Origin of the sequence: Streptomyces sp. T028, assembly GCF_048159505.1 — a bacterium.
In the GTDB taxonomy this organism is placed as follows: Bacteria; Actinomycetota; Actinomycetes; order Streptomycetales; family Streptomycetaceae; genus Streptomyces.
The window spans coordinates 82,753-101,572 of sequence record NZ_JBLRVZ010000013.1; the positions used below are offsets into that span (position 1 = coordinate 82,753).

Genomic DNA, 18,820 nt, shown 5'->3' on the forward strand with positions numbered 1-18,820 from the left:
GGAGGAAGCATGAGTGGCACCGAGCAGTACGTCGTCGTCGGGGGCTGCGCCGCGGGCGTCTCGGCAGCGTTCGCCCTGCGCCAGCACGGGTTCGAGGGCTCCGTGGTCCTCCTTGAGGCCGGGACGGAGGCCCCGTACCGCCGGCCGCAGCTGTCGAAGGTGCTCGGGGACACCCCGGACGCGCTTCGTCCCATCGCCGACCCCGAGTCGTACGCCGACCGGCGCATCGACCTGCGCCTCGGTACCCGGGCCGAACGTCTCGACCCGGCCACCCGCACGGTGCATCTGGCCGACGGCACGTCGCTGCACGCCGACAAGGTGCTGCTCGCCACAGGGGTCGCGGCCCGCCGCCCGGATCTGCAGGGTATCGGCCTGGACGGCGTACTGAGTCTGCGCGACCCCGACGACGCGCTGCGGCTCGGCAAGGCGATCCGGGATGGCGGCCCGGTCGTCGTCCTCGGCGGTGGCTTCATCGGCATGGAGGTCGCCGCGGTGGCCCGGACCGCTGGCTGTGAGGTGACCGTGCTGGAGGCCGCGCCGGCGCCGATGCTGGCCGCGCTCGGCCGGGAGCTCGCCGACCTCGTCACCGCGTTCCACCGCGAACGAGGCGTCCGCGTGCTGACGGACGCCAGGGTCACGGCGCTGGACGGGAACGGCGCGGTCGAGGCGGTGGTCCTCGCTTCCGGTGAGCGGATCCCCGCGACCACGGTGGTGGTCGGGGTGGGGGTCGTACCGAACGACCGGCTCGCCGCCGAGGCGGGCGTGCGCTGCGACGGCGGCATCGTCGTCGACCTGCACGGGCGCACCTCCGATCCCTGGATCTTCGCCGCCGGCGACGTCACCGTCCAGCCGCACCCGCATCTGGCGGCGGCGGGGCGGATCGAGCACTGGGACAACGCCCAGCAGCAGGGCGTCGTCGCCGCGCAGGCCATGCTGGGCGAGCTCCACGACCACGACACGGTCCCGTACTTCTGGTCCGAGCAGTACGGCCTGCAACTGCAGATGGTGGGCCGGCCGCGCCCCGGCGACACACAGGTGCTGCGCAAGGACGCCACACCCAGCAAGTTCATGGCGTTCTGGCTGCGGGACGGCGGGGTCGTCGCCGCCGCCGGTCTCGACACCGTCCGGGACGTGGTGGCCGCGAGACGGTTGATCGCGCGGTCGGCCTCGTTCCCGGTCGCCCAGCTCGCCGACCCCGGCACCGACCTGCGCGCCCTCGCGCGATCGTGACCCCCACCTCCCCGCGTGCCGGTTGTCAGACGGCGCACGGGGCGGGCAACGCATGTGAATCCTTCGTACAGCGAAAGACCAAGGAGGGCCCCCGTGGCCAACACCACCGTCCGGATGCTCTGCAGCGACATCTCACACATGGCGATCGGCCATGTCTGGCGTGAGAGCGGCGTGACCCAGAAGCACGGCTTCGACCTGGTCACCCACGTCGCGAACGCCGACGTTCCCGGCCAGCCCCGGGTGGAGATGGGTGAGCGCGGGCCGAAGGTCCTCGCCGGCGAGTACGACTTCATGAGCGGCCTGCACCACGACACCTACGCCTACCGGGCCCGGGGCGACAAGCGCTTTGTCTACCTCGCCCAGGCGCAGAACGACTGGGACGACGTCCTGGTCGCCTCGCCTGCGGTCGACGGCCTGAAGGGGCTCGAGGGCAAGCGGGTCATCGTCAGCACCTCCGCCCCCTGCGTCTACGGCAACTTCCGGCGGGCGCTGACCCACGCCGGCGTCGACGTGGACGCGGTGGAGTTCGACGTCTGGAAGGAGCAGGGCACCGGAGTGGCGCTGCGCGCGGTCCAGGCCGTCCTCGACGGTGAGGCCGACGCCGCCGACGTGGACATCCCCTTCGACCGCTACGGCACCCAGCGCGGCCTGCAGGTGCTCGGCCTTCCGCAGATGCCGGTGATCCACAACACCACCATCTGCGCCAACCGCGAGTGGGTGAAGCAGAACGAGGACCTCACCCGCTCGTTCCTGCGCTCGATGATCGAGACCGTGCACTTCTTCAAGACCCGCCCGCAGGACGTCTGCGACATCCTGCAGGAGCACCTCGCCCCCCAGATCGGGATCGAGGACCCCGAGGACATCGCCCACCTCCAGCGCTTCTGGTCGCAGGCACTCAGCCCCAAGCCCTACCCGCACCCCCTGGCCATCTGGAACGTCTACCAGCTCGACACCCTCAAGGACGAGCGGTCCAACCACATCGGGCCGCTCGAGATCTGGGACACCGGCTACCTGCGGGACATCGACGACACCGACTTCATCGACTCCCTCTACGGAGGGATCAAGAACACCGCCGCCCCGGCGGTGAACGCCCTCATCTGAGTCACCTTCCGGATTCGCGGCAACGTCGTCGTGAACGTGGGCGGCATCGTGAGCGCCGCCGGAAGACTCGTCGCCCTCGACCGCCCCGAGCGGAGGCGAGTTTGACACAGCCCTCCGATGTTCGTATAACGAATAATTGTGCTGAACCGTGGTGAGCAGAAGAGCCCTCCGGCAGCGTCCGGCAGCCCGGCGCGCCAGGAGGTCATGGGCGGCCTGGCCAAGGGGCTGGCCATCCTGGAGGCCTTCTCGCCGCTGCGGCCCCGGCTCACGGTCACGGAGGCATCGCAGGCCTCGGGAACGACCCCTGCGGCCGCGCGACGCTGCCTGCTGACCCTCATGGAGCTGGGGTACCTCAGCCACGACGGCAAGTACTACACCCCCACACCACGGGTGATGCGGCTGACCGCCGCCTGGACCGCCACCGCCGTGCTGCCCTCCCTCGCCCAGCCGCGTCTGGTGGCTGTCCGCGACGAACTCGGCCAGTCGGCCTCGCTGGCGGTGCTCGAGGGCGGTCAGTCACTGTTCGTCGCACGCGCCGAGGCCACTCGTATTGTCTCGGCGGGGGTGCGGCTCGGAGCCACGCTCCCCCTGCTGGGCTCGGCCACCGGCCGGATCCTGCTGAGCGGATGGCCGAACGAGCAGGTCGAGGAACTCATCGCAACGGCCCCCGTCGAACGCAAGACCCCCCGCACCGTGGTGGACCCGGTCGAGTTGCTCGCCCGAGTCGAAGAGGCGCGCCGCGAGGGCGTCGCCTACACCGACGAGGAACTCGACCTCGGCGTGCGCACCATGGCGGTCCCCGTGCGGGACATCGCCGGCGTCCTGCACGGGGCCATGAGCGTGAGTGCCTTCGCCGCACAGGTGAGCATCGCAAAGATGCGCAAGGAGTACTGGCCGGTCCTCGACCGGGAGGCCAAGCGCCTTGGGCGGATGCTCTGAGGGTGCCCGCGCGGAATCAGGACCGCCCCCGCGGACCGTCCCCGACCGGCCGACGCTCGCCATGAGGCCAGGCAACGCGGGCTGACGCCCCGACGGCACCCGCCGTCAGCCAGAACCGCCCCCGCAGGTCTTCACCGACAAGCCGCGACGCCGCGGCATACAGCCCAGACGGGATGTATGCCGCGGCGTCGCGGGCACATGAAGGTCCCTGAGCGGGCGTCCTAGGAAACCCCCTGGCCCGCCATCGCGGAAGGCGTGCGGTCGAAGCCGCACAGCAGACGCAGCATGCGTCGGCCGTCCTCGGGCGCCTCGTCGCCCGCCCACGCGACATGCATGTCCGGACGCACCAGCACCAGCCGCGGGTCGTACACGGTCCCGGCCTCGTCGGGTAGGTCGAGGACTGTGAGGGGGATCCCGGCGTCCCTTGCGGCCTCGACCAGCTCGGCCGGCTCGGGGGCCTCGGAGCCGACCCGCAACAGGGTCATGCCCTGGCCCAGCCGGTCGAACACCGCCTCACCCTCGGTGAGCCAGAAGTGAGGCAGCCTGACTCCCGGCAGCACGCTGGGCACGTAGCTGCCCATACCTCCCCCCTCTTCCGGCGGCTCCGCGTCAGCGCCTGCCGCTAGCCCCGGCGAGCCGACGTACCGAGTGCCGAGCTGTATGCCGAGGCTGTGCCACTGGGCACGGTCGACCTCGTGCAGCCGTGCGCCGACCTTGGTGCGCAGGGCCGACCCCTCGGCGGTGTCCTCGTGGAGCAGCGGATCGGCAAGGGCGTCTTCGAGGTAGCTGCCGATCGAGGCCGCGGCACGTGAGGTCGACTCTCCGACCGACCGCCGCTCCAGGGCGTAGTCGTCGAGCAGGTCCGGGGTCCCCCACCCGGCGTGGATCGCGGCGAGCCGCCAGCTCAGGGCCACGGCGTCACTGATCCCGGCGTTCATCCCGAAGCCCCCCAGGTTGACCCAGATGTGGGCGGCGTCGCCGGCGAGCAGCACCCGGCCCTGGCGGAAGGTGTCCGCGACCATCCGGCGCGGCGTCCAGCGCACCACGTCGATGATCTCGTAGGGGAAGTCTCGGCCGACGGCCTCGCGCAGGGCGAGGTGCGGATCGGCGGTTGCGAGGTCCTGACCCTCCCGGACCCGGGCGTGGCAGAGGTACTGGGAATGCCCATCGAGCTGCATGAACGCACCGTGGTGGTGCTCGCCGTGCCACCAGTACCACCACCCCGGCCGCGGACCCGGGATCTCGAGCTTCTCGCTGCGGAAGTGGATGGACATCCGTCGGTCGCCCACCCTCGGGTCACCCACGAACCTGGCGCCCGCCGCCCGGCGCACCTCGCTGGCCCCGCCGTCGCAGCCGATCACATACCCGGCGCGGTAGCTCACGGGCCGCCCGGTGGCCACCTCGGTCCCGTGCACCGTGACCGAGTCCTCGTCCTGTGTGAGCCCCTCGACCCGGACACCCCGTCGGACGGTGACGCTCGCGTAGCGTCGCAGTTCCTGTTCGAGGATCGGCTCCAGGTAGATCTGGGAGATCCGGTGCTGGAGTTCGGGCGTCGGCCACTCGGCCGCCTCGGGCGCGGTGCCCGCGAACACCTCGTCGGAGGAGGACAGCCGGAAGCGGGTCAGCTCGTACCCGGTGATGCTCGTGGTGTAGACGGCGTCGGTGGCCTGGTCGCCGGGCAGCCCGGCACGCCGGATCCGGTCGGCCAGTCCCCAGCGCCGGAAGTACTCCATCGAGCGGGCGTTGGTGGTGTTGCAGCGCGGGTTGACCGTGGTGTGGGTGTTCTGTTCGAGCAGGATCACGGGGATGCCGCGCCAGCCGAGGTCGAGAGCCAGACTCATGCCGACCGGGCCGCCACCGACGATGACATAGGGCGCGTCCAGACCGGCGGAGGTCGTCGCGGCGCTCGCGCCGGGACGGTCGGCCTGCGCGGGGCTCGCCGTCGAGGACGCGTTCCGCCGGCCCCTCATGACTCCACCGCCGAGGTGCGCACGGGCCCGCATGCCGCGGTGCACGCGAACCGGTTTCCAGTGGGCCGGGCAGCCCGGTGCCGCCCGCGCGGGGTGAGCCGTCGCCCCCGCCCCCGCAGCGTCGGCGGCGACGCTTCGCCCGAAGTCTCACACGGGCGGGGCCACGACCGCGGGCCCCGCCGGTTAAGTGACAAGGATGCTCGAACTGTTTGACAGGCCATGACTCCGAAGATAGCTTAGCGAACATATTTCGTATAGCGAAACGAGGTGTGTTGTGGTCGATCAGATCCGCGTGGCGGTGGTCGGAGGGGGGATCGGAGGACTGGCCGCGGCCGGGGCCCTTCTGCACCGTGGCGTCGATGTCCACGTGTACGAGCAGGCACCCGAGCTGGGCGAGGTGGGCGCAGGTGTCCTGGTCACCCCCAACAGCCTCCGGCTACTGGAGCGCATCGGCCTCGCCGAAGAGCTGGCCCGGGTGGGCGGGCCCGTCGGAGAGGGATCCACCTACTACCGGCACGACGGTCAACCGGTCTCCCGGATCCTCACCACCGACTCCAACGGCTGGAACGGCATGTACGGCATGCACCGCGCCGATCTGCTCGGGGTGCTGGCCGACGCTCTCCCCGCAGAGCGGGTGCACACCGGCCACCAGGCCGTCGACTTCCACCAGGACGCAGACGGCGGCACGGTGGTCTTCGCGAACGGCGAGGAGATCCGTGCCGATGTCGTCGTCGCCGCCGACGGCATCAACTCCACGCTGCGGCACCACGTCGCGCCCCCCGTCCAGGCGATCGACTCCGGCTCGGTCGCCTACCGCGGTCTGGTCCCCGCCAAGGCGGTCCCGTCATGGCGGCCGGGAGTCTCGCAGCTGTGGATGGGAGAACGGAAGCACTTCCTGACCTATCCGCTGCGCCGCGGCGAGCTGATCACCTACATCGCCTTCGTGCCCTCCCACGAGCAGGCCGCGGAGTCCTGGTCCGCGCCGGGGGACGCCGACGAGCTGCGGGCCGCCTTCGCGGGCTGGGACGAACCCGTCACCACCCTGCTCGACGCGGTCGAGACCACCTACTGGTGGGGGCTCTACGACCGGATGCCCCTGGATCGCTGGACCTCGGGCCGGCTCACCCTGCTCGGCGACGCGGCGCACCCGATGCTCCCCCACCTCGGTCAGGGCGCCAACCAGGCGATCGAGGACGGCTTCGCCCTTGCCGCCCACCTCGCGACCGCCGCCGACGCCCGCTCCGCCCTGCCGGCCTACGAGGCCCAGCGTCGCCCGCGCACCAGCCGGGTGCAGCGCGAGGCGCGGCTCAACGGTCTGCGCTACGACTCCCACTTCGACGACCTCACGGAGCGGGACAGCCAGATCACCAACACCGTCGACCTGCGACTCTGGCTGTACGACCACGACGTCGAGCTGGAAGCTCTCGGCGATACGTCCTCTCAGATCCAGGCCGGCTGACCCACGAAGGAGGCACAGCATGCGTATCCAGCTCGACGACATCACGGGGGTCCTGGCGATCATGCCGACCCCGGCGACCCCGGACGCGTCGGATCCCTCCGTGCTCGACACCGTCGATCACGCGGAGTCACGCCGGGCCGTCGACGCCCTGATCGCCGACGGTGTCGACGCCGTGATGATCACCGGCACCTTCGGTGAGTGCGCCACGCTCACCTGGGACGAACACCGGGCCTTCGCGACCACGGTGGTGGAGCAGGCGGCCGGCCGGGTGCCGGTGTTCGCCGGCGCGACCACGCTGAACACCCGCGACACCATCGCGCGGGCCGGGGTCCTCGCCGACATCGGTGTCTCGGGCCTGCTGCTGGGCCGACCGATGTGGTCGCCCTGCGACGACTCCGCGGTGGTCGGGTTCTACCGTGACGTGGCGGCCGCCGTCCCCGACCTCGGCATCGTCGTCTACGACAACCCGGTCTCCTTCGGCGGCAAGATCTCTCCCAAGGCCTACGCCCAGCTCGCCGCCATCCCGCAGGTGATCGCCGCGAAGTACCCCGTCCTCGGCCCGTCCTTCCTCGCGGACCTCGACGCCATGGCGGGCCGGATGCGACTGCTCCCCATCGAGCGGGACTGGTACTACACCTGGCGCTGGGCGCCGGACGCGATGACCGCATGCTGGAGCGGCAGCGCCTCCTGCGGTCCCGCCCCGGCGGTCGCCTTGCGAGACGCGATTCGCGAGGGCCGCGCGCAGGACGCCGAGGCCATCGCCCGCGGCTACCGGCACGCCGCGCAGACCTTCTTCCCCCAGGGCAGCTTCGAACTGTTCTCCAAGTACAACGTGCAGTTGGAGAAGATCCGGATCGACGAGGCCGGCTACCTGCGAGCCGGTCCGAGCCGGCCGCCGTACGTGGAGTGCCCTGACACGTACGCCGAAGGGGCCCGTGAGTCCGGCCGGAGGCTGGCCGCGCTGCACCGCAAGTACGCCGCCGTCCCCACCGCGGCGCGATGACGGCCACAGCGAACGAGAGGACGCTGTTCCACCTCGTCGGCGGATCCTACGAGGCAGGGCGCGGCAGCTTCGAGGTGCGCGATCCCGGCCGCCCCGACGACGTGGTCGCCGTCGTCGCCGACGCCGGTGCGGCGGAGGTGGACCGTGCCGTGGCCGCGGCACGGGCCGCGGGTCCCGGTTGGGCCGGCACCGACGTCTCCGAGCGGATAACCCGGATCAAGGCCGGCCTGGACGCGGTGTCCGCCGCCGTTGAGGATCTGGCCGAGACCCTGGCCCGCGAGAACGGCGCCCTGCGACGGGAGGCCCGGCTCGACATCGACCGCAGCATCGCCCTGTCCCACAGCATGCTCGATCTCGCCCCGGCCCACCTTGAACCCGTCGTGCTCGACAGTTGGACCGACCGGGTGACGATCCACAAGAAGCCGGTCGGCGTCGTGGGCATCGTGGTGCCGTGGAACTCCCCGATGGTGCTGGCCGCAAGCAAGATCGCTCCGGCCCTGGTCACCGGCAGCACGGTGGTGGTCAAACCGTCCCCGGAGGCCCCGGTGGCGCTGACCCGGGCGCTGGCTCTGCTGGCCCGGGCCCTGCCCGACGGCGTCCTCAACGTGGTCAACAGCACCGGCGACGCCGGCCCGGCACTGACCGCCCACCCGGATGTCCGGAAGATCTCCTTCACGGGCAGCACCCAGGTCGGCCGGCAGGTCATGGCGGGTGCTGCGGGCACCCTGAAGCGGATCAGCCTGGAGCTGGGCGGCAACGACCCGGCGGTGCTACTCGACGACATCGACGTCGATTCCGTGGTCAGGCCGCTGGCCTCGGGCGCGTTCGCCCGCGCCGGTCAGATCTGCTTCGCCGTGAAAAGGGTCTACGTCGCGCGCTCACGGTACGACGAGCTCGTCGAGGCGCTGCGCGCGCACCTGGCCGGCTTCACCGTCGGTCACGGCCTCACCGACGAGGTGTCCTTCGGCCCCGTCATCAACCAGGCCCAGGCCGGCCGGCTGCGGGACCTGGTCGACCGTACCCGCGCGAGCGGGGCGAGCGTGGCCGAGCTGGGGTCGCTCACCGACGAGGCGGCCACGAGCGGTGGCGCCTACCTCCTGCCGACCCTGGTGACCGGCATCGGCCAAGACTCCGAACTGGTCGCCACCGAGCAGTTCGGGCCGGTGCTCCCGGTGCTCCCGTACGACACCGTGGACGAGGCGGTGGCGCTGGCCAACGACAGCGAGTTCGGGCTCGCGTCCTCGGTGTGGGCGACGGATGTCGACCGCGCCAGCGAGGTGGCACTGCGGCTGGAGGCGGGATGCACCTTCGTCAACAGCCACAACCTGTGGTCGTTGTCGTTCGCGATGCCCTTCGGAGGCGTCAAGCAGAGCGGCATCGGCCGTGAGCGTACGGCCCTCGGGCTGCAGGAGTACGTAGAAGACCATGCGATCCGCTGGATCAAGCCGAGCGGTTCCTGAGCCGAGAAACAGGAGACGAGGACGTGACGACAGACGACGAGCTCGCCGAGTTCCGTCGGGGCATCGCCGAGCAGCGTGAGCCGCTGCCCCGCGGCAACAAGCAGGCGCGGATGGTCATCCGGGGGGCCGACCTGAAGTGGTACACCCCACCCGGCCACAACCCCTCGCATCTCGCACCGGTGCTGGGCACCCCCATCCGCTCCTTCGAGCTGTTCATGCAGGAGCTGCCCCCAGGCATGGCCTCGGACATGCAGCAGCACCATCACGAGGCGGTGCACTGCATCCTGTCCGGCAGCGGGTACAGCGAGATCGGTGACCAGCGCTGGGAGTGGGAGGCGGGCGACTTCGTCTGTGTCCCGCCGATGGAGTGGCACCGCCACTACAACGGCAGCGACGAGCATCCGGTCCGGATGCTGCTGGTGGAGAACTCCCGGCTGCTGGACGCCCTGGGGCTGAACTACCGGGCCTCGGAGGGTTTCATCACCTGGGCGGAGCTGGTGGAGCGCCAGCGCGGCAACACGGATCAGCAGGGGTCTTGACGCACCGCTCCGGATCCTGCGACCGGCGGGGTGCGTCCACAGCGCTCCGCCGCGGTCGCATCACCCCCCACTGGCCCCCTGTGCCGATGGTGCCGCGAGGCCCGCCACTGGAAGCCCGAACGGTGTCTTGACGCCACAAGTCATCCGTGATTAATCTGAAAAAACTTTCGGAATACGAAAAAAGGAGCCCGAGGTGAGTCAGACCACCGTCCAGAGCGGGGTCGAGACGGATCGCGCCTGGGTGTGCCTGTCGCACAGCCCCTTCATGACCCTTCCCGGCAACCAGGACGCGGGGCCCGACTACCGCGCCGCCGTCGAGGACGTGAAGAAGTTCATCGCCGACTTCGCACCCGACCTGGTGGTGATGTTCGCGCCCGACCACATGAACATGCTCATGGAGGTCCGGCCCCCGTTCACCGGCGTCCTGTCCGGCTCGACCCTGCCCGAGTTCGACATCCCGAGGATTCCGCTCACCGTCCACCCGCTCGCCGCCGAGGTCTACACCTCCGTCGTGCAGAACGGCGTCGACCTCGCGGTCGGCGAAGGGGTCAGTGTCGACCACGGCACGGGGCTGACACTGCTGCAGCTCTTCGACGAGCCGGGCGCGGTGCCGCTGTTGCCCGTCGTGGTGAACGCCATCGGCTTTCCGCTCTTCCCGGTCTCCCGGGCGGTGCGTCTCGGAGAGGCCTTCGGACAGGCGCTCGCGGCACGCGAGGAGCGCGTCCTCTACATCGGCACCGGTGGCCTGAGCCACCACCCGCCGTTCCCCGAGCCCCAGCCCGGCGCCCGCCGCTTCGACCCCGAGCAGCGCGCGGCCTCGCTGGCCACGGCCCTGGACTATCTCGATCCGGAGTGGGACCAGGCGCTGCTGGCCGGCATGGCGGGGGGGCAGGCAGACCTGTTCGCCCGGGTCGAGCAGCCCGAGATCGACCCGCGGGGCGGCGGCGCCAACGAGATCCGCACCTGGGCCGCGGCCTGGGCGGCAGGCGGCTCCACACCGGCTACCCACACCTCGTACGAACTGGTCGAGAAGTGGATCACCGGGATGGGCGTGGCCTTCGGATCGGGCCGCCGGCCCGTGAGCAGCTGAGGCAGGAAAGGTGCCCCCCATGAATTCCGTCGTCAACGAGCTCGGCAACGACACCGTCGAGCACACCCTCGACCAGGTCGACCCGCGCGCCATGGCCCTGCAGTGGAGCATCGCGCAGTTCCTGTACCGGGAGGCCGACCTGCTCGACGAGCGCCGCTTCGACGAGTGGCTCACCCTGCTCCACGACGACGTCGAGTACCAGGTGCCGATCCGCCGCAACGTCCACTCCGGCGAGCTCGCCCGCGAGAACACAAGGGGCGGCCAGGACGCGATGTGGTTCGACGACGACAAGCGCACCCTGACGATGCGGGTGACCCAGCTGAGCACCGGCGAGCACTGGGCCGAGGAACCGGTCTCCCGGGTCTCGCACCTGGTCACCAACGTCCGCCCGGTCCTCGTGGCGGACGACCGGGTCGAGGTCACCAGCCGTTTCGTGGTCCAGCGCAACCGTGTCGACACCGAGAGCGATCTGTTCGTCGGGCGGCGCCACGACACGCTCGTACCCGCCGCGGGCTCGTGGCTGGTCCGCAAGCGGGTGGTGCTGGTCGACCAGAGCGTGCTCCTCGCCAAGAACCTGACGATCTTCCTGTGAATCATGCCGAGGCGCACCCGACGGGACGGGCAGCGGCTGAGCAGAAATGAGAGCAACAACGATGACACCCGGTGAACGCAACGATCCTCTCGACCTCTCGACGCTGGTCGACGCCGAGCAGGGGATCATCAGCCGCAGGATCTTCGTCGACGACGACATCTTCAAGGCCGAGCTCGCCCACCTGTTCCGGCGCGCCTGGCTGTTCGTCGGCCACGAGTCGCAGATCCCGGAGCCCGGGGACTTCTTCTCCTCACGGATGGGCACCGACTCGGTACTGCTGACCCGGGACACGGAGGGCGAGGTGCACGTCCTCCTCAACTCCTGCCGGCACCGGGGCATGAAGGTGTGCCGCTACGACTCCGGCAACACCCTGGACTTCACCTGCCCCTACCACGGCTGGTCCTACTCGGTCGACGGCGAGCTGGTGGACGCCCCCGGGGACCTGTTCGGAGTGCCCCACCTGCGCAACGCCTACGGCGGCAAGCTCCGCCGCGAGGACTGGGGCCTGGTGCGGCCGGGACGGACCGAGAACTACCGCGGGCTGATCTTCGCCACCTGGGATCCCGACGCCCCCTCCTTCGAGGACTACGTCGGCAGCTTCCGCTTCTGGCTCAACAACCTCGCCGACAGCCTCGGCGGAATCGAGGCCGGCGCCGAGACGATTGCCGGGGTGCAGAAGTGGCGGGTGCCCGCCAACTGGAAGTTCGTGGCGGAGAACTTCCTCGGCGACTCCTACCACGCCGACACCACCCACGCGAGCGTCGAAGCGGTCGGCATCGGTCCCGCGGGGGCGGGCGGCACCCGGCACGGGACGGGGCCGGGCGCCCTGGCCGCCCGGCGGGCCACGTTCCAGCGCTCGGTCTCCTGGCCCGACCTCGGCCACGGCGCCTGCGACTCGCCCGACGAGGACCGGCCCTCGCCGACGTTCGCCGACCACCCCGAGCTGACCGAGTACTTCGCCGAGCTCTCCCGTTCCCGCCGCGAGACGAGGCTCGCCGCCGGTCACCCGGTCGGTGCGAACGGTCCCGCCACCATGTTCCCGAACATGTCCCTGCACGCACTGGGCTTCCCCAAGACCATCATGGTCGCCCATCCCGTCTCGGCCCACGAGACCGAGATCTGGCGGTGGTACGTCGTCGACAAGAACGCCCGCGACGACGCCCGCGAGTGGCTGCGCCACTACTACCTGCGCTACTCCGGCCCGGGCGGGCTGACCGAGCAGGACGACCTGGAGAACTGGGACTACGCCACACAGGCCAGCCGCGGCACCCGCGCGAGCGAGCTGCCGTACAACTACGCCCAGGGTCTGGGCATGACCCGCCCCGCCTCTGTCGAGGGGGCGCTGGAGTCGACCCACTGGTCGACCGAGGAGAACGCGCGCAACTTCTACGCCCGTTGGGCCCGTCTGGTCCAGGGTGAGAGCTGGGAGTCCCTGATGAAGCCGGCCGGCACGCGCCACCAGACCGAGGTGAACCATGGCTGAGATCCGACGCACCGCGATCGTCACGGGTGCCGGCTCCGGCATCGGAGCCGCCGTGGCGACCCGTCTGACCGCCTCCGGCTACGAGGTGGTCGCACTCGACAGGTCCTTCCCCGAAGCCACCTCCGGAAAGGCCCAGCACCGTGTGACGGGTGACATCTCCGATCCGGACACCGCGCGGGCGGCCCTCGACCGGGTGAGCGGCCCGGTGGACGCGATCGTCAACGCGGCGGCCATCCGTCCGACCGGTCCGGCCACCCAGGTCTCCGACGACGACTGGCGGCGCACCTTCGAGGTGAACGTCGTGGGGTCGGCGTCGTTGGTGAAGGCCGCCGCGCAGCGGTTGCGCGACGACCACGCCTCCATCGTCAACATCGCCTCCGGAGCGGCGTTCGGAAAGCCGAGCCTCGGCGCCTACGGAGCGACCAAGGCCGCGCTCGTGAGCTGGTCACGCACCCTCGCCACCGAGTTGGCGCCGCGCGGCATCCGGGTCAACGTGGTGGTGCCCGGCGCCACCGAGACGGGGATGCTGGTCGAGGCGAGAGCCACCGGGACCGGGACGGACAGCGCTCGGGCCGCGCGGAACCTGGGCGGCGTGGTGCTGGACCCGGACACGGTGGCGGCGGCCGTCGAAGGTGTCATCGGTCTGCCCGCGGTCACCGGAGCCATCATCCCGATCGGCCTGCTGCCATGGGTGTGGTGAGGGTGCCCGAGCAGGTGGTGGTGGTCGGCGCATCGCTGGCCGGCGTCCGTGCCGTACAAGCCCTGCGCGAAGAAGGTCACACCGGGCGGATCGTGCTCGTGGGCGAGGAGCCGCATCTCCCCTACGACCGGCCGCCGTTGTCGAAGCGGATACTCACGGAGAACTGGCCGGTCCAGCAGATCGCCCTGCTCGACCAGGAGGAGTGGGACGAGCTCGAGGTCGACGTCCGGCTCGGGAGCAGAGCCGTGGGGCTCGACGTGTCCGCCCACGAGGTGCGTCTCGCCGACGGCGAGGTCGTCGCCTACGACGGGCTGGTCATCGCCACCGGAGCCGGTGCGCGGACACTTCCGGGGACACCCGTGCCGGCCCCTGGCGTGCACACGCTGCGCTCCCGCGACGACGCCCTCCGGCTGCGCACGGCGCTGCGCGGGTCCCGGAGCCTGGGCGTGATCGGCGGAGGCTTCATCGGCTCCGAGGTCGCCTACGGCGCGAGCGGCCTGGGCCTGGAGGTCACGGTGCTCGAACGGGGGGCCGGTCCGATGGCCGAGGTGCTCGGCCCGGACGTGGCCGAGGGCCTGGCGAAACTGCAGGCCGCCTACGGGATCGACCTACGGACCGGGGTCGAGGTGACCCGGCTGGTGCCGCGCGACGCCTCCGGCTCCCGGGTCGAGGTGCACAGCGCCGACGGGAATGTCCTCACCTTCGACGAGGTCCTGGTCAGCATCGGTTCGATGCCCCGCGTCGAGTGGCTGGAAGGCTCCTCGCTCCGGGTCGACCGCGGACTGCTGTGCGAGCCCACCCTGTTCGCGGGTGACGACGTCGTCGCCGCCGGGGACGTGGTGCGCGTGGTGGACGCCCACGGCTCGGTCGGGCGCCGCGTGGAGCACTGGACCGACGCGTCCCAGCAGGGCGAGCTCGCCGCTGCCAACCTGTTGGCGGGCCGCGGGAACGCCGAGCCCTACACGGCACTGCCCTACGTGTGGTCGGACCAGTTCGGGCTGCGGATCGAGGTCCTCGGCGACCCAGCCGGGGCGGACGAGGTGGTCGAGGTTTCCCTGGCCGACGGCCGCACGGCCGCCGGGAGCGGGAGCGGCGACCCCCGTCTGTACCGCTACCACCGGCGCGACGAGACCGTCGCGTACGTCGGCATCGATGTGCCCAAGGAGATCCTGGCGCTGCGCCGGGCCGCCCCGACCCCCTCCGACCTGACGCGGGTCCCCCAGGAAGTCAAGAGCAAGAGCTAGAGGTGACCTCATGAAGATCGAAGCCGACCAGTCCGCCTGTATGGCCTACGGCAACTGCGTGGCCGTCGCCCCCGATGTCTACGACCTCCCGGACCAGGTGGTCGAGGTGATCCTGCCCGAGCCCCCGCCGGAGCTCGAGGCGGCGGCCAGAAAGGGTGCCCGCCGGTGCCCGGCCAAGGCCCTGACGGTCTTGGACTGACTGACCGGCCCATGCGCCTTGTCCCTGCCCTGGAACGAGCCACGGACCGGGCGTCAGGCCGATACCGGGACGGTATCGGCCCCACCGAATGGGACTTGGACAGGGCGGCCCTCGCGGGGGTTGGTTGGTCGTACGACCTACCGGCTTCCGGGCGGCTCGTCGTCGGGGCCTGCCCTCCCGGTCAACGGGGGCCCGAGTCGCCGCGCCCCGCCCGTCCGGAAGCAGAAGCAGACCTTAGGTCGAGATCGTTTCCCCCCACACTCCTGGCCACCGCGAGCACGCGTTCGACGCCGACGAGACCGGTGCCGACCGGCAGGTGACCAGGCCGGGCCGGCCACCTGATGCAGGAGACGGGCCACGGTGCGTCCGCGCTGCGGGACGGAGCCGATCGGACCCGGCGTGGACCGTGTCCGCGCCGAGCACGTCTCATACGCACACCATGGAGGTAATCACACATGACCACCACACCCGAGTCCTCCGAGGATGAGCCGACCACGGTACGCCCACTGGTCTGGGACCCGGAGGAGATCCAGAAGCGGGTCTCGCTCGTCGAGGCCGGAGACGGCGAGATCACTCTGGACGGCACGCTGCAGATGAAGCTGCTGGAGGCGGGTGACACCACCGCCGGCAGGTTGGCCGTGGGGATCGCGACCGTGCAGAAGGGCCGCAACTCGGGACTCCAGCACCGGCACCAGAAGCACGACGAGGGCTTCTACGTCCTGTCCGGCCGGGTGGAGTTCAGCGTCGAGAAGGAGACGCGGATCGTCGGCCCGGGCACTTTCATCATGGTCCCGCCCGGGGCACCGCACGGCTTCCACAACCCCTTCGACGAGGAGGCCGTGATGTTCTGCACCTTCTCGCCGAGCCTGTACGTCGGCCTGTTCCGCGAGATGGCCGAGATCATGCGCAAGGACCCCACCCAGCTGGGTCCGGTCCAGGAAGTGGCGAGGCGCTACTTCACCGAGTTCTCGGAGGAGTACGCGCGGCCTCCGATCGACTAGCGGCCGGCCGTCGCTGACGGCCGGAGCACCAGACACGGACCGCACCGACGCCGGTGGTGCGGTCCCGCCGGGACCTTGTGGGTCCCGGCGCGCAGGACCGCGCCGGCATTCACTCAGGGACAAGGAAGTTTCTCGTGAAGAACCAGCTTCGTGTGGGAATAGTAGGCGGCTCGCTCGTCGGCATGACCGCAGCGGTCCTGCTCCGGCGCCAGGGACACGCCGTGACCGTGTTCGAGCGATCTACGGGGACCTTGGACGAACGGGGTGCGGGCCTCGGCCTTCCGCACACCTTCCTCGACGAGCTCACGGAACTCGGGCTGTTCGACCCCGAGGCGCGCGGTCTGCGCAGCTCGGTCCGTCGGGTGTTCTCCGTCAACTCCGGGGATCTGCCGCTGGGCAGGGTCGTCGGCACCCAGCCCATGATCGTCGAGATGCAGCACTGGGGCCTGGTCTACCGGCAGATCTCCTCCCGGGCCCAGGACGTGGACATCCGTCGGGGCACGACCGTGTCGAAGGTGGTCCCGGGCGAGCGGACCTCCGCGGTCCACCTCCCCTCGGGCGCCGTCGAGGAGTTCGATCTCGTCATCGGCGCGGACGGCTACCGCTCCCGCGTCCGGGCCGATCTGTTCCCGGACGCGCGCCCCGTTTACAGCGGGTACCCGGTCTGGCGCGGGGTCGTGGACGAGGAGCGGATCGCCGACATCTCTCCGGTGGAGGACAGCTTCCAGAGCATCGGCACCAAGAACGGTGGCACGGCCATCTACCTGGTCCCCGGCCACAAGGGCGAGCACGCGAAGGGACGGCGCCGGCTCAACTGGGCCTGGTACGACGGCAACGCCCCGCTGGATGTCCTCGGTGCCGAGTACGACGACGAGGGCCGGGTCTCGAGCCTCCAGGCCGTCAGCGCGGGCGAGAAGATGCCGGACGCCATGCTGGAGTACCTGCGCTCAGCAGCCGCCACGTACCTTCCCCCGTGGCACCGCGACATCATCGTGAACACCCCCGACCCGGCCATGCAGGGCATCTGGGACCTGGAGCTGCCCCACTACGTGAACGGCACGGCCTGTCTGGCGGGCGACGCCGGCAGCATCGCCCGTCCGCACACGGCCAGCGGAGGCGTCAAGGGGATCACGGACGCGCTGGCGCTGGCACGCCTGGTCGCGGCGTCCGACACCCTCGACGAGGCACTCGCCGCCTACGACATCGAGCGACCCGCCGCCGGTGCCGCCCTGGTGAAGGTGGGCCAGGCCTTCGGCTCGCAGCAGGTCCTCAACGCGCCCGACTACAGCACCATGGACCAGAAGGGCTTCGAGGCCTGGATCGCCGAGGGCGCGAGTGCCATGCACTACGCCTTCCGGGAAGCGGCGAAGGCCTGAACGTCGAGGCCTTCGGCGGAGGTCGGGGAGCGGCGAGGATCCGGTTTCGGCCGTTCGTCGCGCCCGGCCTCCGCGCTGACTGACCTCCCCTTGCAGCCATCCGGTGAACCGTACGGGGTGGTGCGCCCGGCTGTGGATCGAGTCGCGCGCACCACCCCATATCCATGAGCGTCTCCCGTCCGGCCTTCTGACCGGTTGGTACACGGGTCGTGCTCAGCGGGCGGTCCCGGTGTACACGGGGATCTCCAGGGGACCGAAGATGCTGGACTCGTGGCGGAACCGCAGTTCGGAGACCGGCACGGCCAGGCGCAGACCGGGGACCCGCCTGGTCAGCGTGCCCAGGGCGATTTCCAGCTCCGCACGGGCCAGGTTCGCGCCGAGGCACAGATGGGGGCCGAACCCGAACGCGAGATGCTGCCGGCTCGCCTGGTCCGGGTCGATCACGTCAGGGTGCGCGACCGCCTCGGGGTCGTGATTGGCCGCGTTCGTCAGCAGCAGGACGCCGTCCCCGGCCCGGATCTGTCGGCCGTACAGCTCGACGTCCTCGATGGCCACCCTGACGGTGACCCTCTCGGCGATCGTGAACCAGCGCAGCAGTTCCTCCACCACGTCGGGGACACGGTCGGGTTCGGTGCGTACGACCTCCCAGAGGTGGGGGCGCTGCAGGAGTGCGAGGGTGCCGAGCCCGATCATGCTCGCCGTGGTCTCGTGTCCCGCGACCAGCAGCAGCACACCAAGCTCCACGAGGTAGTCGTGGTCGGCGCCGTCCCTTGCCTGGCGACCGAGCAGGTCGTCGGTGGGGCGCCGTTCCTTGTCCGCGACCAGGGAGTGCATGTAGTCACGCAACTCCTCGAGCGCCGCCGCCCGTTCTTCCCGGCTCGCAGCAGCGGACAGGAAACGGCTCGACCTCTCCTCGAAGAACGCGTGATCGCGGTAGGGCACGCCGATGAGTTCACAGATGACCAGCGAGGGAACCGGCAACGCCAGGACCTCGAACAGGTCGACGGGCCGCGCCACCTCGAGCAGTCGGTCGATCCGCTGATCGACCACCTCCTGGATCCTCGGTCGCAGCTGGTTGATCCGACGTGAGGTGAACTCCTGGGTCACCGCACGCCTGGCCCGGGGGTGCTCGGGAGGGTCCATCGTGATGATGTTGCGCGGTACGTCGCGCCGCCGGGCGGGCTGGCTGGCGCTGAGCAGCGGATAACCCTCCCGTCTGCGATCGGTGCTGAACCGGACGTCGTTCAGCACCTCACGGACGACCGAGTGCCGTGCGACGGCCCAGACCTCACGCCCGTCGTGCAGCGTGGCGGGGAAGACAGGTTCGAGTGCCAGCATCCCGGCGTAGTCCGCCGGGGGTGCCAGTCCGTCCTCCCGACGTACCGGCAGATGGACTACGGGACAGGTCCTTTCAGAAGTCCGTTGCATGGGCGG

17 protein-coding genes are annotated in these 18,820 nt (G+C 70.7%); 15 read left to right on the plus strand and 2 right to left on the minus strand.

Annotation, left to right across the window (positions count from 1 at the left end; all coding sequences use genetic code 11):
- Positions 1 to 9: 9 nt before the first annotated feature.
- From ACLZN2_RS14700 to ACLZN2_RS14710, 3 genes are all read left to right on the plus strand, one after another.
- Positions 10 to 1,230 carry an NAD(P)/FAD-dependent oxidoreductase gene (locus ACLZN2_RS14700; RefSeq protein WP_416978888.1) on the plus strand — a complete coding sequence of 407 codons (1,221 nt, stop codon included), beginning with the start codon at positions 10 to 12 and terminating at the stop codon, positions 1,228 to 1,230.
- 93 nt (positions 1,231 to 1,323) lie between these two features.
- Entirely contained in the window at positions 1,324 to 2,331 is a 1,008-nt protein-coding gene (locus tag ACLZN2_RS14705) for an ABC transporter substrate-binding protein (RefSeq protein ID WP_416978889.1), read from the plus strand.
- A gap of 138 nt (positions 2,332 to 2,469) precedes the next feature.
- Positions 2,470 to 3,270 (plus strand): IclR family transcriptional regulator domain-containing protein, encoded by an 801-nt coding sequence (locus ACLZN2_RS14710; RefSeq protein WP_416978890.1) that lies wholly within the window; start codon positions 2,470 to 2,472, stop codon positions 3,268 to 3,270.
- Positions 3,271 to 3,491: 221 nt separating this feature from the next.
- On the opposite strand, the gene ACLZN2_RS14715 is transcribed toward ACLZN2_RS14710, so the two are convergent.
- Positions 3,492 to 5,240: an FAD-dependent monooxygenase gene (locus tag ACLZN2_RS14715; protein ID WP_416978891.1), complete on the minus strand. Its 1,749-nt coding sequence runs from the start codon at positions 5,238 to 5,240 to the stop codon at positions 3,492 to 3,494.
- Positions 5,241 to 5,514: 274 nt separating this feature from the next.
- Here ACLZN2_RS14715 and ACLZN2_RS14720 point away from each other — a divergent pair, with 274 nt between their 5' ends.
- From ACLZN2_RS14720 to ACLZN2_RS14775, 12 genes are all read left to right on the plus strand, one after another.
- Positions 5,515 to 6,699: an FAD-dependent monooxygenase gene (locus tag ACLZN2_RS14720; RefSeq protein WP_416978892.1), complete on the plus strand. Its 1,185-nt coding sequence runs from the start codon at positions 5,515 to 5,517 to the stop codon at positions 6,697 to 6,699.
- Positions 6,700 to 6,718: 19 nt separating this feature from the next.
- On the plus strand, positions 6,719 to 7,702 hold the full coding sequence (locus ACLZN2_RS14725; RefSeq protein ID WP_416978893.1) for a dihydrodipicolinate synthase family protein: 984 nt from the start codon (positions 6,719 to 6,721) through the stop codon (positions 7,700 to 7,702).
- On the plus strand, positions 7,699 to 9,162 hold the full coding sequence (locus tag ACLZN2_RS14730; RefSeq protein WP_416978894.1) for an aldehyde dehydrogenase family protein: 1,464 nt from the start codon (positions 7,699 to 7,701) through the stop codon (positions 9,160 to 9,162). Before ACLZN2_RS14725 ends, ACLZN2_RS14730 begins: the two co-directional genes overlap by 4 nt.
- A 23-nt stretch (positions 9,163 to 9,185) precedes the next feature.
- On the plus strand, positions 9,186 to 9,701 hold the full coding sequence (locus ACLZN2_RS14735) for a cupin domain-containing protein (RefSeq protein WP_416978895.1): 516 nt from the start codon (positions 9,186 to 9,188) through the stop codon (positions 9,699 to 9,701).
- Between the two features lie 193 nt (positions 9,702 to 9,894).
- Positions 9,895 to 10,791 (plus strand): hypothetical protein, encoded by an 897-nt coding sequence (locus ACLZN2_RS14740; RefSeq protein ID WP_416978896.1) that lies wholly within the window; start codon positions 9,895 to 9,897, stop codon positions 10,789 to 10,791.
- Between the two features lie 19 nt (positions 10,792 to 10,810).
- Entirely contained in the window at positions 10,811 to 11,383 is a 573-nt protein-coding gene (locus ACLZN2_RS14745) for a 3-phenylpropionate/cinnamic acid dioxygenase subunit beta (protein WP_416978897.1), read from the plus strand.
- 61 nt (positions 11,384 to 11,444) lie between these two features.
- Positions 11,445 to 12,866 carry an aromatic ring-hydroxylating oxygenase subunit alpha gene (locus ACLZN2_RS14750; protein WP_416978898.1) on the plus strand — a complete coding sequence of 474 codons (1,422 nt, stop codon included), beginning with the start codon at positions 11,445 to 11,447 and terminating at the stop codon, positions 12,864 to 12,866.
- Entirely contained in the window at positions 12,859 to 13,566 is a 708-nt protein-coding gene (locus ACLZN2_RS14755) for an SDR family NAD(P)-dependent oxidoreductase (protein ID WP_416978899.1), read from the plus strand. The genes ACLZN2_RS14750 and ACLZN2_RS14755 overlap by 8 nt, the downstream gene beginning before the upstream one ends.
- A complete protein-coding gene (locus ACLZN2_RS14760) occupies positions 13,563 to 14,810 on the plus strand; it encodes an NAD(P)/FAD-dependent oxidoreductase (protein WP_416978900.1) in 1,248 nt (415 codons plus the stop codon). The genes ACLZN2_RS14755 and ACLZN2_RS14760 overlap by 4 nt, the downstream gene beginning before the upstream one ends.
- A gap of 10 nt (positions 14,811 to 14,820) precedes the next feature.
- Positions 14,821 to 15,009: a ferredoxin gene (locus ACLZN2_RS14765; protein WP_381009589.1), complete on the plus strand. Its 189-nt coding sequence runs from the start codon at positions 14,821 to 14,823 to the stop codon at positions 15,007 to 15,009.
- Positions 15,010 to 15,464: 455 nt separating this feature from the next.
- On the plus strand, positions 15,465 to 16,010 hold the full coding sequence (locus ACLZN2_RS14770; protein ID WP_403834130.1) for a cupin domain-containing protein: 546 nt from the start codon (positions 15,465 to 15,467) through the stop codon (positions 16,008 to 16,010).
- A 134-nt stretch (positions 16,011 to 16,144) separates the two neighbouring features.
- The gene (locus ACLZN2_RS14775; RefSeq protein WP_403834133.1) at positions 16,145 to 17,386 is read left to right on the plus strand and encodes an FAD-dependent monooxygenase; all 1,242 of its coding nucleotides are present in this window, start codon (positions 16,145 to 16,147) and stop codon (positions 17,384 to 17,386) included.
- A gap of 213 nt (positions 17,387 to 17,599) precedes the next feature.
- Here ACLZN2_RS14775 and ACLZN2_RS14780 read toward each other — a convergent pair whose 3' ends face one another.
- A complete protein-coding gene (locus tag ACLZN2_RS14780; protein WP_416978901.1) occupies positions 17,600 to 18,724 on the minus strand; it encodes a cytochrome P450 in 1,125 nt (374 codons plus the stop codon).
- Positions 18,725 to 18,820 lie beyond the last annotated feature (96 nt).

What these genes read in the sequence shown, in the direction of transcription:
- ACLZN2_RS14700 (WP_416978888.1), top strand. Translation starts at nt 10, where the DNA reads ATGAGTGGCACCGAGCAGTACGTCGTCGTCGGGGGCTGCGCCGCGGGC.
- ACLZN2_RS14715 (WP_416978891.1), bottom strand. Translation starts at nt 5,240, where the DNA reads ATGAGGGGCCGGCGGAACGCGTCCTCGACGGCGAGCCCCGCGCAGGCC.
- ACLZN2_RS14725 (WP_416978893.1), top strand. Translation starts at nt 6,719, where the DNA reads ATGCGTATCCAGCTCGACGACATCACGGGGGTCCTGGCGATCATGCCG.
- ACLZN2_RS14730 (WP_416978894.1), top strand. Translation starts at nt 7,699, where the DNA reads ATGACGGCCACAGCGAACGAGAGGACGCTGTTCCACCTCGTCGGCGGA.
- ACLZN2_RS14745 (WP_416978897.1), top strand. Translation starts at nt 10,811, where the DNA reads ATGAATTCCGTCGTCAACGAGCTCGGCAACGACACCGTCGAGCACACC.
- ACLZN2_RS14750 (WP_416978898.1), top strand. Translation starts at nt 11,445, where the DNA reads ATGACACCCGGTGAACGCAACGATCCTCTCGACCTCTCGACGCTGGTC.
- ACLZN2_RS14755 (WP_416978899.1), top strand. Translation starts at nt 12,859, where the DNA reads ATGGCTGAGATCCGACGCACCGCGATCGTCACGGGTGCCGGCTCCGGC.
- ACLZN2_RS14765 (WP_381009589.1), top strand. Translation starts at nt 14,821, where the DNA reads ATGAAGATCGAAGCCGACCAGTCCGCCTGTATGGCCTACGGCAACTGC.
- ACLZN2_RS14770 (WP_403834130.1), top strand. Translation starts at nt 15,465, where the DNA reads ATGACCACCACACCCGAGTCCTCCGAGGATGAGCCGACCACGGTACGC.
- ACLZN2_RS14780 (WP_416978901.1), bottom strand. Translation starts at nt 18,724, where the DNA reads ATGCTGGCACTCGAACCTGTCTTCCCCGCCACGCTGCACGACGGGCGT.